A 12,828-nucleotide genomic window follows, 5' to 3' on the forward strand; every position below is an offset into this window, starting at 1 on the left:
CACGTCAGGGACGTGGCGGGAGAGACAATGAAACATCGTATGACTCCTCACGGAACTTTTTTGTCGTTGTAGGTCGCCGTGGGTCCGCCAGTCAGGACGAACCCGCTCCTGTATTTGCAGGAAGGGTGCCAAGTTGGTCAAAGCGGGCTGGATGCCCGTTGGCTGTGGTGTAGCGATCGGTATCGATTTTCGGGGCGGGGATTAAAATGGCGGATATGCGCACATAGGTGGTGTTACCTATGGCGGAAATCCGCCATTTTCAGGCGGGGCTCAGGTACGGAACTGGCGGCGGTCGAGTCCGTATTTACGGACCTTGTCGTGCAGTGTTTTGCGCGGTATGCCAAGCGCCTCCGTGGCTTCGCTGATATTGCCCCTGCAGCGGTTCAGCGCCTGTTCGATCAGGCTCTTCTCGAACTGTTCCACCTGCTCTTTCAGGTTCATTGCGCCGACGTTGCCGGCGCCGGGCATGAGCCGTTCCAGGTCGTATCCGCAGTTCTCGCCGAGCAAGACGTAACGTTCTGCCAGGTTGCGCAATTCACGGACGTTGCCCGGCCAGGTGTGCGCCAGCAGTATCGGTACCTGTTGCGTGGACAGCGCCGGGATTTCCTTTTCATAGCGGGCACTGGCGACCAGCGCAAAATGCTGGAACAGCAGGGGGATGTCCTCGCGTCGCTCTCGCAGGGGGGGGATGTCCAGCGTAACCACGTTGAGTCGGTAGTAAAGGTCTTCGCGGAACTCCCCTTGATCGGCGGCTTCGCGTAAATCCACCTTGGTGGCCGCAACTACCCGCAGATCGATGGCAATTGGTTGGTTGGAACCCAGTCGTTCGACGTTGCGCTCCTGCAGCGACCGCAGCATCCGGACCTGCAGCGGTAACGGCATGCTTTCAATTTCGTCAAGAAAGAGGGTGCCGCCACTCGAGTGCTCCAGCTTGCCGATGCGTTTGCTGCGGGCGCCGGTGAAGGCGCCGGCCTCATGGCCGAACAGCTCGCTCTCAATCAGCTGCTCGGGAACGGCGCCACAATTAACCGCGACAAAGTTGCCGTTACGGCGGCGGCTGTACTCGTGTAGCGAGCGGGCGACCAGCTCTTTGCCTGTACCGGTTTCACCCAGGATCAGGACATCGGCAGCGGTGTCGGCGACCTGGCGGATCAGCAGGCGCAGCCGCTGCATGGCGGGTGTGCGTCCGATGATCCGTGGGCCAGGAACGCTCTGCGCTTCCAGCTCCTGGCGTAAGGTGCGGTTTTCCAGGGTCAGCCGGCGTTTGTCCAGAGCGCGGCGTACAACCTCGGTCAACGTGTCCGGGGAATAGGGCTTTTCCAGGAAGTCATAGGCCCCTTCGCGCATCGCTCCCACCGCCATAGCAATATCCCCGTGGCCGGTCACCAGGATGATGGGGAGATCGCGGTCCAGCGACAGCGCCTTCTCCAGAAAGGCGAGACCGTTCATGCGAGGCATCTTGATGTCGCAGACCACGACGCCGGGGAAATCCGCCGGCAGCTTTTGCAAGGCGGCCTCCGCATTTTCGAAGCAGGCCACCGAGATGTCCGCGAGTTCCAGGGTCTGGCTGGCGGCCATGCGGATATGGGCTTCATCATCGATGAATATCACTTGATTCGGCATGGTCATTCTGAGTCTCCTGGGGTCGACGCGGCAGGGAGCTCAATGATGAAGACAGCTCCTCCTTCTTCGTGGTTGTTAGCATGCATTGTGCCACCCAGTTCCTCGATGATTCTCATCGATATCGACAGTCCCAGACCAAGCCCTTCGCCAGCTTCTTTCGTGGTGAAGAACGGGTCGAAGATCTGTGCCAGGTCGTCGTCGGCGATACCTGGCCCACGGTCGCGCACGGCGGTACGGATACGGTTGCCTGTGCGGCGAATATCAATCTCGAGATGGGGGCTTTCCTGATCCTCCATCGCCTGCAGGGCGTTGCTCAGCAGGTTTACCAGGACCTGTTCCAACCGCACCATGTCACCCATGCACAACTGATCGCCGTCCGGCAGGTGGCGGTCGACCACCACGCCGTCCCGCTGCAGGCGCGGTGCCAGCAGCGTCAGGGCGCCGTCGACCACGGCTGTCATGGAGACGGGAACCGGCGTTCCCGAGCTTTTGCGTGCAAACAGTTTGAGCTGGGTGATGATGCGCCCCATGCGCTCGGTCAGACCGTCGATATGAATCAGGTTGTCATGAACATCCTGTAACCGGGCCTTCTCGAGAAAGGCTTTGGCATTGCCCGCATAAAAACGAATGGCGGTCAGCGGCTGATTCAGCTCATGGTTGATGCCGGCCGAGAGCTGACCGATGGCGGCGAGCTTGGCGGCCTGGATCAGCTCGTTGCGGGTTTGGCGTAATTCCGCCTCGGTCCGCCGGTGTTCCTCGATTTCACGGGTCAGGCGACGGTTGGTGTCGACCAGGTCGCTGGTTCGTTCGGCCACACGGTGTTCCAACTGGTCGTAAGCCTGCTGCAGCGCAGCCTCATGCTCCTTCCGCTCGGTAATATCGTGCAGGGTGACGATATAGTGCATGCCCTCGGTGCTGGGCATGCGATTGACCGAGGTTTCCAGGGGGAAGGTCTGGCCGTCCTGCCGCTGGCCGGTCAGTTCCTCCAAGGGGGGGGGTGTATGCCGGCCAGCATCGTGCAGCATGATAGTGAAGCGTTCGAATGACGCCGGTGAGAGCAATCCAGCCAGCGAATGGCCGGTCACCGTATTGGCGGGGCGGCCGAACAGGATTTCCGCGGTGGGATTGAACGACTCGATGGTGCCCTTGCCATCCAGGGTTACCAGGCCGGCCCGGGTGCTGTCGATAATGGCGCGAATGCGGGATTCACTGGCTTCGGCGGCTTCCATGGCGGCGTGTTCGTATCGTACCCGTTCGTCCAGCCGAGCGCGGCGCTGCAACAGAATCAGCGATCCGAGGATCAGAACACCGACGACGAAGGCCGCCAACACTTCTGCGTGGAAGACGTCAGCGGCAACAGGCGCGACATTGAGCAGTATATAAACGCGCCAATTGGCTTGCGGCATATTCAGGCCGCGCAACAGGTAGGTCTGGCGGCTACCCTTGCCTTCCAGCGCCAGCAGCCTGGCATCCTGGCTGAAAGGAACGCTGCGCACGATGGGCAGCGGATTAAGGGGATATTGCAGGTAACGGCGGCTGGCTTCGATACGGTGGCGCACGTCGGCGGTCAGGGGGGATAGGGTCTGGTAGCGCCACTCCGGTCGCGTCGAGAGAAATATCACCCCGTCAGGGTCGGTCACGACGAATTCGTAATGAGCGCCACCGCGTTCCTTCTCCAGCGAAGCCAGCGACACCTTGACAGCAATGGCGCCGAGGATCCTGCCATTGTCGCGCACGGGATAGGCAAAGTAATAGCCGCGCTGGCCGGAGGACATGCCCAGGGCAAAATAGTGGCCCAGGTGACCTGCGATGGCTTGCTGGAAGTAGGGACGGAAGCTGTAGTTGTCACCGATGAAACTATCCGACTGGTTCCAGTTGCTGGCGGCCAAAGTAACGCCCTTGGCGTCCATCAGGTAGATGTCGGAGGCTCCGGAGGATTCGGCGACAAACGCCAGGTAACGGTTGAGGTCGACGCGGTCCTGGACGTTCCAGGGCTTCGACAGCAAGGCCTTGACGCGGTAGTCGGCGACCAGCAGTTTAGGCAGGTACTCGTAGCGATCCAATTCGCGGCGAATATTGGCGATGTACAGGCGTAGATCCTGATTGCCGCGACTGAGCAGTTGTTCGAGTGACGAAGCCTCCGTTACCCGAGCGGTGACCCAGAGGACACCGGACAGCAATATCGCCAGCGCGACGAGGGCGGTCACAATGGTTCGCCGGCGCAGGGAAAGGGCCGTGGCAACGCCTTTGAGAAGATGCGATGGTAGCAGGAACTTTAGGGTCATTGACTGAAGGAACGTCGGTGGAGAGTCGCCGTCAGTCTAGCAGAACGCGAAGCCGGGCGTTCGGTGTGAATGCCCGGACCGGATAGGGGGTTCGCTGCTGTTGCCGCGTGATCAGGCTTTAATGTTCAGCAGGGTGCCAAGCTGATGACTGCCAGCCTCGATGACCTTGGCATTGGCCTTGGCGGATTGGCTGTACAGTTTGAGGTCTACCAGCGAGGATGTCAGGCTCTTGTCGTCGGAGCGGTTGGTATCGACATTGCCAGCATCATCCGTCCGATTGGTTTCACCGGCCTGGGCGATATTGGTGGCTGCCTTGTTGGCACCCTGAATACTGTGTTGCAGGCCCTGCAAACCCGTGTTGATTACAGAATTGATCATCGCGCCACCCTCTGTGCCGACAGGCTATAGTCGGGTTGGTGAATTAAGACTATTTTCCCATTGTACGTTGGGACAAAAGCGCCGACTGTCGGTTTTTTGTAAGCGTCGGTGATAATTGTTGCCGACACAGGATCATTGTTGGAGGCCACGCATGAGTAAAGGTATTCGAATCCAGAAGAACGGCGGCATCGAAGTCCTGGAATACGTCGACATCGTGCCGGGCGAACTCGGGCCCCATGATGTGCGAGTCAGGAACCACGCTGTCGGCGTGAACTTTATCGATATCTATTTCCGCACCGGGCTTTACCCGGCGCCATCCTTTCCCACCGGGTTGGGCGCTGAAGGGGCCGGTGTCGTCGAGGCTGTCGGCGAGGCGGTTACCGAGTTCAAACCGGGTGATCGCGTGGCTTATGCCAACGCGCCGCTGGGTGCCTATGCGGACGTGCATGTTATACCCGAATCGGTATTGGTCCCCTTGCCAGAGGCCATTGGCTTCGATGAAGCCGCTGCCGTGATGCTGAAAGGCCTGACGGTACAGTACCTGTTCCGGCGGCTGTACGCGTTGAAGCCGGGGCAGACGATTCTGTTCCACGCGGCAGCCGGCGGTGTCGGTCTGATCGCGTGTCAGTGGGCCAAGGCGCTGGGGGTGCAGTTGATCGGTACGGCCGGGAGTGATGAGAAGGCCCGCAAAGCCAAGGAGCTGGGTGCCTGGGAGACAATCAATTATTCGACCGAGTCCATTGTGGACCGGGTTTTGGCATTGACCAACGGCCAGAAGTGTCCGGTCGTCTATGACTCTGTCGGTCAGGCAACCTGGGAAGCCTCTCTGGATTGCCTGCAGACGCGGGGGCTGATGGTCAGCTTCGGCAACGCCTCGGGGCCGGTGACCGGCGTTAACCTGGGGGTACTGGCGGCGAAAGGCTCGCTCTACGTCACGCGTCCTTCACTGAAGGATTATGTGGCGAAACGGGAGGAGTTGCTGTCATCTGCGGCTGAATTGTTCGATCTGATGCAACAGGGCAAGATCCGGGTCGAGATCAATCAGCGACTGCCCCTGGCAGAGGCGGGCAAAGCCCAGCAGGCCATCGAAAGCAGGCAGACGACTGGAGCAACGATACTGCTGCCGGATAGCTAACGGACTAGGTTGTCATGCCTTCCCGGCTTTCTTCGTCATTGGTCGGAGGTTGTCGCTGTGCAAAGGCGCTGCCTCCGGCACTGAACCAGGATTCCAGATCGTTGGCGCTCTGAGGGCGGCTGTAGAAGTAGCCCTGCACGACTTTGCAGCCCTGATCGGTCAGGATGCGCAATTGCTCGGCGGTCTCTACGCCCTCGGCGACCACGCGCAGCTGGAGTGCCTGGCCGATACCAATGATGGCCCTGGCTAACTCCCGGTCATCGGAATCGATGCCGAGGTCGCGGACAAAGCTTTGGTCCAGCTTCAGAATATTGACAGGGAAGCGTTTCAGGTAGGACAGGCTGGAATAGCCTGTGCCGAAGTCATCGACTGCCAGTCCAACCCCACTGGCTCTGAGCGTCTGCAGTTGTTCCAGGGTCGGGGAAGCGGTGTTCAGCATAAGGCTTTCTGTAATCTCGATCGTCAGGCAGTTCGCTGCCAGACCGTGCCGGGTCAACGTATCAGTGACCCGTTGGGTAATGTCTCCGCGACGGAAGTCGTCTGCAGACAGGTTGACGGACACTGTCGGTACCGGCCACCCACTACGCTGCCAGGTGGCAAGTTGCGCGCAGGCCTGATCCAGGACGAATCGGTCGATGTCGCCGATCAGGCCGCAATCCTCGGCCAGTGGAATGAACGCAGCTGGCGAGATCATTCCCCATTCAGCATGTTGCCACCGAACCAGGGCTTCGACACCGTATAGCGCGTTATGCTCCAGATCGATCTGCGGCTGATAGTAAACGCTTAGCTCACCGGCGCTGATCGCCTGGCGCAATGCCGCTTCCAGCGACAACCTGCGGTTGGCCGCTTCGTTCATCTGTGGTTGGTAAAAACGCATGGCGTTGCGCCCGGCCAGTTTTGCCTGGTGCATGGCCATATCGGCGTTTTTCAGCAGGGTATCGAAGTCCTTGCCGTCGTCCGGAAAAATGCTGATGCCGATGCCGGCTGTAACGCAAAGGTCAACGTCATCAATGGTGACCGGGTGGGTCAGGGCATCCAGCATTTTCTCTGCCAGAAGACTGGCGGAATCGGCATTGCAGTTGAGGGTCAGCAATGCGAATTCGTCGCTGCTCAGCCGGCACAGGGTGTCGGTTTCATGGACGAGGTTTTTTAGCCGCTCAGCCACCGCTTGTAGCAAGCGGTCGCCAACACTGTGGCCGAGCGAGTCGTTGACGGTCTTGAAGCGGTCGAGGTCGATAAACATTAGGGCGACAGAGCGCCCGCGGGCCTGTGCACGGGTGATCGCTTGCCGTCCACGATCGGACAGCAAGGTGCGGTTGGGGAGGCCTGTCAGTGTGTCATAGAAGGCGAGCCGGTGGATCTCCGCCTCCGCTTCCTGGTGTTCGATGGCAAGGCTGCACAGGTGAACGCAGGCGTTCACCATCTGTCGATGGAAAAAACTGGCGCTGCGAACTTCCCGATAGTAGAGCGCAAAAGTGCCCATGACTCGCCCATTAGCGGCCTTGATCGGTGTCGACCAGCAGGCGGCCAGCCCCAGAGGAAGGGCCAGGGCCTTGTATTCCTCCCAGAGCGGATCGTTGGCAATATCGGTGACTTCGACGGGCTCCCCGCGATAGGCTGCCGTTCCACAGGAGCCGGCCTTGGGACCTATGGGCTCTCCGTCGATAGACTGGCTGAAAATGGGGGGCATGCTTGGTGCTGCGCAGGGGTGAACCCGGCCTTCTGAATCGACCAGGAGCACGGTGCAGATGACGTCGGGCGCCAGAGATTCCACGCGCCGGCACATCATGTCCAGAACCGTATGCAGTGGGTGGCCCGAGGCAACGGCTTCGAGCACCTCGTATTGCAGATGCTGGATATCTTCGGTCTGGCGTTGTGCCAGGATGTTCCTGACGCGTAATACGCCAATTTCCCGGTTGCCGGAATGCATTCGCTGCAGGGTAAGTTCGACCGGGCAGGTGGTTTCACTCGGCAATAACAGCTTGTCGCGGAGCGTTCGTACTTTGTTGCCGGCGGTGGAAACCCAGATGTCCCGCCAGCGATCCGCGGTCAGACCGGGTAAAAGGTCGCCGACGATTTTCCCCGCCACGAGGTGGGTTTTGCTTTCAAGCCATTCCGCAAGGCTTTGATTGGCCTCCAGGACTCGGCCCTGATCGTCGACCCAGGCAAGAGCGCCGACGGCCGTCGTCAGGGTCTGACGATAGAGGCTGTCGTCGAAAGGCGCGGCAGCATGTCCTGAAGATGCAGTTATCTCGTTCATTGCTTTTGTAGTTGCCTTGGCAAACCATCGTTGGACGAGGACCTGAGTCTCCAGTATAGATCAGTGAACGCAAGAGGTTGAATCTGCCAAGTCTAAGATAAAAGAGTCCGCGCCCGGCCGCCCATACAACGCCGGACGCAGACAAACAGGCCGTACGGGAGCCCTGGCTCAGGCGGCAACCGTCAGGGCGTTTGGTGTACAAACGGCATGCATCAAAGCAATAACTTCACTGGCAACCAGCGCTTCCGCCTTGTTGTGAGCACCCCTGGTATTGATATGGTCGATCAGGTCCTTGGTTGAAATCATGCCAGCGGAATGTCCTTCGCCGTCAACGACCGGAATGCGCCGGATGCGATGGTCGGCCATAAGCTTCAGCGCCTTATGGATGTCGTCCTCGGCGTTGCAGGTATACACGGGCCTGTCGTGCAGGACGTCGGCGACGAAAATCTCCCAGAGGGGTTGGTGCTTGAGCGCTGCGGCCATGGCAATGTCCCGGTCGGTAATAATGCCGATCACGACCTGCTGGTCATCGACGACCTGTACTGCGCCACAGTCTTCGTTCCACATCGTTGAGGCAACACCTTCCAGGCTGTCCCCGGCCTGACAGGTGAATGCGCCTTTATGCATCACGTCTTTGACTAACATGGTGGATACCTCCTTGGGTGAGGGTTGCACCGTCCGACCATGTTAGCGGCGCGGCTATCGAGGGCGCTTGATGTAAGTCAACGGAATACGCGAGCCTGTACCTGACTGGACCTTTTCCGAAAAGCCCGATAGAGTAGCGGGGTCTTTGGGGAGTAGCCTGCCTCCGGCTGCGGAGGTGATCGCGTCAACATCCTTGGCTTTTGCCGTGGCGCGTTCGACCATCTGGTTTGGCGAGACCATAGACGCAGTGCTCCGCAATGGGTCGGTGTGGGCAGTGCGTCTTTGGTGAAACGTCCGGCCCCATGGAGTATCCCCGTGTTCCCATTCTCTTTATCCGCCTTTGGTGCGCCCTCTCCCGCTTTCGAGCCTGTTAGTCGAGAGGAGGTCTGCGCATGACGACGCTTGTTCTCGAACTGGTTGCGATGTTGCTGATCATCCTGGCGGCATCCGAGCTATTCACCAATGCCCTGGAGCATTTAGGAGAACGCCTCGGTATTTCGGAAGGTGTTACCGGGTCATTGTTTGCAGCGGTTGGTACCGCGTTGCCCGAGACCATGGTGCCGTTGTTGGCGATCCTTGCCGGAACCGCCAATGTGCAACTCAATCAAGAAGTGGGGGTCGGCGCTATCCTGGGCGCGCCGCTGATGCTGTCCACCTTGTCGACAGCATTAATGGCACTGGCGGTTCTTCGTCGCCGCAAACTTGGCGGTTGGGTTCATGCGGAAGCGACAGGCCTGAAGCGGGATCTCCATTTCTTTTTGTTTGCTTTCCTGTTAGCGGCAGTTGCCATGTACATCCCACCGGAAAGCCGTTATCTGCGGGCGACGCTCAGCCTCGCCCTGGTGCTGACCTATTTCGTTTATATCCTGTTGACGCTCAAGGCTTCTGGCAAACTGGTGATGGACGGACATGGCACTGAAGCTGAAGAGCCCATGTATCTGTCCCGGTTGGGCCTGCGTACCAATGGCTTTACTATCCTTATCCAGCTCGCGGCGGGGCTCGCCTTGCTGGTGTTTGGCGCCAAGGGTTTCATCGATGGTGTCGAAGGAGTATCGCATATCCTGCATATCTCACCCCTGCTGCTGTCGCTGCTCATCATTCCCATCGCCACCGAGCTGCCGGAAAAGGTCAACAGTATTCTCTGGATTCGTAAGGGGCGGGATACGATGGCGTTCGGCAACATCACGGGTGCCATGGTGTTTCAGGGAACCTTGCTGCCTGCCATCGGCATCATGCTGACCCCCTGGCAGCCCAGGGTGGAAGTGTTGACCGGTATTCTGGTGACGTTGTTTGCAGCCGGCTGGATTCGATTCTGGATGCGGGGGCAGGGCATTCCGGTGTGGAGTCTGTTGTTCAGCGGCGTTTTCTACATCGGCTATCTCGCCATTACGCTGACGCGATAAGGGAAAAGGCCGCTATCGGGAAACCTGTGCCGCCTTTCACGCTGGTTTTAGGGGGGAAGGCGGAGTAAATTGATCAAGGAATGATCGATTTTATTCTCTTACATAAAAACAACAAGGAGAGTTCCATGCGCTGCCACGATGGCCGGCTATCTGCCGTCAAATCCTCACGTCTTTCATGTTGTTTCCTGTTCTTCATCGCCGTCGCTGTTATCCCTCAGGCTTTTGCAAGTCCGGCCATTGCCGGGTTGTGGGCGCCGGTTAATGTGACCCGCGATGTCGATGGTATCGCCCATGTGTCTGCCCTTAACGAACACGATATGTTCTTTATGCAGGGGTGGGTTCATGCGGAAGATCGCCTGTTCCAGATGGATACCAACCGGCGCCAGGCCAGTGGGACGCTCGCGGAGCTGCTGGGCAAGGGGGCTCTGGCCGGGGATGTGCAAATCCGAACGATCGGATTGCGACGTTCCGCAGAACGCACCTGGAGCGCGTTGCAAGCCGCTGCGGCGAAGGGCGACAGGGATGCCGCGGGGGCTGTCGCCGCGCTCAAGGCTTATTCCGATGGGGTCAATGCCTATGTGTCGCAACTGTCCCAACTGCCGCCGGAATACGGTGCGCTCGGTTTAACGCAGTTTGAACCCTGGACGCCGCTGGACAGCATCGTTGTCGGCAAGCTGATTGCGTTTGGCCTTTCATTCGATCTCGGCGATATCGATAACAGCATCCGCTTGCAGGCTTATGCCCAGGTCCTGGGTGCGCAGGCCGGGCAGGCGCTGTTCTTCGATGACCTCTTCCGCAGCCAACCATTCGATCCGGCGAGTACCGTGCCGGATAGTGGGGGCAGTGGCCCGCTGGGGCACGGCCATCACCGGGTCGCGATGGTATCTTCTTCGTTGAATGCCGGTCGTCTGCAGGCGCTGAATGAGGCCGCCAAACTGGGGAAACGCTATCTTCAGCGGGCTCGGCAGTCGCCGGTGCTGGCCCGTATTATCAAACACGACCGCACGGCTCTGGGATCGAACGAGTGGGGCGTCAGCGGCAAAGTGTCCCTGTCGGGCGATCCCATGATCGCCAATGACCCACATCTGTCGTTGGGCGAGCCGAGCACCTTCTATCCCATGCAGATCCGTGCGCCAGGGTACGCGGCGATGGGCAGTGGTTTTGCCGGCACCCCCTTCATCATCGTTGGCCGGAATCGGGACATCGCCTGGGGGCCAACCACCAATCCCATGGATGTGACGGACGTTTTTCAGGATAAGGTGGTTCAGGATGCAACGTCTCCCAGTGGCCTGGCGATCGTGCTGCCGGATAACCAATTGGGAGTTATCGTCCCTGTGCCAGAAACCTATCGGGTTAACGCGGATACGAACGGTGACGGCAAGCCGGACGGCGTGCTGGTCACGGTACCGCCCGGGGGGGCGATTCCCGCCCAGACCCTGACGGTGCCTGCCCGGAACAACGGCGCCATCATCGATTTCGATACCACGGCCATGACCGCGTTGACGGTGCAGTACACTGGCTTTGCGCCGACCCGTGAGCTGGAGACCTTTTATATCTGGAACAAGTCCCGTGACCTGACGGATTTCAAGCGTGGCTTGTCGTTCTTCGATTTTGGCTCCCAGAACTGGAGCTACGCGGATCGCAAAGGCAACCTGGCGTACTTTGCCAGTGGCGAAATGCCGGTTCGGACCGATCTGGAAACCCTGGGGCATGCAGCCGGCCTGCCGCCCTGGTTTATTCGCCAGGGGGATCTGGCCCTGAATCAGTGGATGCCGCGCCGTCACACCTATCCGAATCAGGTGCTGAACTACGAGATATACTCGCCCAGCGAGATGCCGCAGGTACTGAATCCTAAGAACGGCTGGTTCGTGAATGCCAACAATGACCCTGTCGGTACGACACTGGATAACAATCCGCTCAACAGTTTCCGCTCGACCGGAGGCGTCTTCTACCTGAGCAACAGTTATTCGCCGGGCTTCCGGGCGGGGCGGATCACTCAGGGAATACGGCGCCTGCTGGCCACCGGCGACCGCAAGATCTCCTTTGCCGAGATGCAGGCGCTGCAGGCCGACGTCGGTTTGCGTGACGCGGAATTCTTTGTCCCCTTGATGGAAAAGGCCTACCAGGAAAGCCAACAGGAGGGTGTCGATCCGGCGTTGGCCTCCGCGGGACAAGACCCGCGACTGGAGAAGGTCATGCAGCAGCTACAGGGGTGGGCGAGTGACGATTATCAGGCCAAGACCGGCATCGCCCAGGGCTATGATTCTGAAGATGTCGACGGTAATCCGGCCGGGAGCCTCTCGCCGAAGGAGATCGAGGAAAGCCGTGCGACGGCCATCTATAGCATGTGGCGTTCACAGTTTATCCGGCGGACGATCGATCAGACCCTGAAAAGTATGGGCCTGGGTGGCGAGCTTCCTGGTTCGTCGCAAGTGGTGGTGGATCTGCGGCATTTGGTGGAAAACGGTGGGCAATCGGCATCGGGCGTAGCCTTTTTCAATGAAGGTGCGGCAACGCCGGCAGCCAATGTCCAGGCTGCCATGCTGCGTGCGATCAGTGCTGCCCTGGACCGGTTCGAGGACGCGTCATTCAAGGCGGCTTTCAGTGCCTGTGACGGCAATGCCGACGATTATCGTTGGGGTTGCCTGCATCGCATCGTCTTTGCCTCGCCGCTGGGAGCCCCCTTCAGTGTGCCGGATGGATTCGGTGTGTTCCCGGCGCCGTTTGCCAGCCTGCCGGGTATCCCGACCGATGGCGGTTTCGGTACTGTCGATGCTGCGTCACATAACTCCCGGGCTAATGATGTCAACGGCTTTATGTTCAGTAGCGGGCCGACCAACCGTTTAGTGGTTCGTGTCGATCGCCATGGCATGAAGGCGCAATCGGTGTGGCCGAGCGGCACCAGTGCCATACCCGGCTCGCCCTTCTATATCGAACCCATGTTGCCGCGTTGGTTGACCAACGATGCTGATCCATTGCGCTTTACCCTGGCCGAAGTCGCACGAGGCGCCTATTCGTCCGACTGGTACTGGCCTGCGTGGTTTGGGTTTTACGGTAAAAGGTTCCCTGCTCCATAGGTGAACCTGGTGTCCTGGCGCA

Annotated in this window: 8 protein-coding genes and 1 riboswitch; of the genes, 3 read left to right on the forward strand and 5 right to left on the reverse strand. The window is 59.4% G+C overall.

Annotation, left to right across the window (positions count from 1 at the left end; genetic code table 11):
* Positions 1 to 270 precede the first annotated feature (270 nt).
* From CLR77_RS07410 to CLR77_RS07420, 3 genes are all read right to left on the reverse strand, one after another.
* Positions 271 to 1,629: a sigma-54-dependent transcriptional regulator gene (locus CLR77_RS07410; protein ID WP_097460003.1), complete on the reverse strand. Its 1,359-nt coding sequence runs from the start codon at positions 1,627 to 1,629 to the stop codon at positions 271 to 273.
* Complete coding sequence (locus CLR77_RS07415) at positions 1,626 to 3,908, reverse strand: ATP-binding protein (protein ID WP_097460004.1); 2,283 nt, start codon at positions 3,906 to 3,908, stop codon at positions 1,626 to 1,628. Before CLR77_RS07415 ends, CLR77_RS07410 begins: the two co-directional genes overlap by 4 nt.
* A 111-nt stretch (positions 3,909 to 4,019) precedes the next feature.
* Positions 4,020 to 4,286, reverse strand: coding sequence for a flagellar biosynthesis protein FlgE (locus CLR77_RS07420; RefSeq protein ID WP_097460005.1), 267 nt, complete (start codon positions 4,284 to 4,286; stop codon positions 4,020 to 4,022).
* A gap of 151 nt (positions 4,287 to 4,437) precedes the next feature.
* Between CLR77_RS07420 and CLR77_RS07425 the strand changes: the two genes are divergently transcribed.
* On the forward strand, positions 4,438 to 5,421 hold the full coding sequence (locus CLR77_RS07425; protein WP_097460006.1) for an NADPH:quinone reductase: 984 nt from the start codon (positions 4,438 to 4,440) through the stop codon (positions 5,419 to 5,421).
* Positions 5,422 to 5,425: 4 nt separating this feature from the next.
* On the opposite strand, the gene CLR77_RS07430 is transcribed toward CLR77_RS07425, so the two are convergent.
* Positions 5,426 to 7,681, reverse strand: coding sequence for a sensor domain-containing protein (locus CLR77_RS07430; protein ID WP_097460007.1), 2,256 nt, complete (start codon positions 7,679 to 7,681; stop codon positions 5,426 to 5,428).
* 168 nt (positions 7,682 to 7,849) lie between these two features.
* Complete coding sequence (locus tag CLR77_RS07435; RefSeq protein WP_097460008.1) at positions 7,850 to 8,326, reverse strand: CBS domain-containing protein; 477 nt, start codon at positions 8,324 to 8,326, stop codon at positions 7,850 to 7,852.
* A 135-nt stretch (positions 8,327 to 8,461) separates the two neighbouring features.
* Positions 8,462 to 8,638, forward strand: a riboswitch (yybP-ykoY riboswitch).
* A gap of 80 nt (positions 8,639 to 8,718) precedes the next feature.
* On the opposite strand from CLR77_RS07435, the gene CLR77_RS07440 reads away from it, so the two are divergent.
* On the forward strand, positions 8,719 to 9,729 hold the full coding sequence (locus CLR77_RS07440; RefSeq protein ID WP_097460009.1) for a sodium:calcium antiporter: 1,011 nt from the start codon (positions 8,719 to 8,721) through the stop codon (positions 9,727 to 9,729).
* Positions 9,730 to 9,854: 125 nt separating this feature from the next.
* The gene (locus tag CLR77_RS07445) at positions 9,855 to 12,806 is read left to right on the forward strand and encodes a penicillin acylase family protein (protein WP_158227142.1); all 2,952 of its coding nucleotides are present in this window, start codon (positions 9,855 to 9,857) and stop codon (positions 12,804 to 12,806) included.
* The last annotated feature ends 22 nt before the right edge of the window (positions 12,807 to 12,828 follow it).

Origin of the sequence: Mangrovitalea sediminis (genome assembly GCF_002514725.1) — a bacterium.
Lineage (GTDB): Bacteria > Pseudomonadota > Gammaproteobacteria > Pseudomonadales > Oleiphilaceae > Mangrovitalea > Mangrovitalea sediminis.

Bases quoted from the DNA above. Each gene is read 5' to 3' on its own strand.
- CLR77_RS07410 (WP_097460003.1), bottom strand. From the start codon at position 1,629: ATGACCATGCCGAATCAAGTGATATTCATCGATGATGAAGCCCATATC.
- CLR77_RS07415 (WP_097460004.1), bottom strand. From the start codon at position 3,908: ATGACCCTAAAGTTCCTGCTACCATCGCATCTTCTCAAAGGCGTTGCC.
- CLR77_RS07420 (WP_097460005.1), bottom strand. From the start codon at position 4,286: ATGATCAATTCTGTAATCAACACGGGTTTGCAGGGCCTGCAACACAGT.
- CLR77_RS07425 (WP_097460006.1), top strand. From the start codon at position 4,438: ATGAGTAAAGGTATTCGAATCCAGAAGAACGGCGGCATCGAAGTCCTG.
- CLR77_RS07430 (WP_097460007.1), bottom strand. From the start codon at position 7,681: ATGAACGAGATAACTGCATCTTCAGGACATGCTGCCGCGCCTTTCGAC.
- CLR77_RS07435 (WP_097460008.1), bottom strand. From the start codon at position 8,326: ATGTTAGTCAAAGACGTGATGCATAAAGGCGCATTCACCTGTCAGGCC.
- CLR77_RS07440 (WP_097460009.1), top strand. From the start codon at position 8,719: ATGACGACGCTTGTTCTCGAACTGGTTGCGATGTTGCTGATCATCCTG.
- CLR77_RS07445 (WP_158227142.1), top strand. From the start codon at position 9,855: ATGCGCTGCCACGATGGCCGGCTATCTGCCGTCAAATCCTCACGTCTT.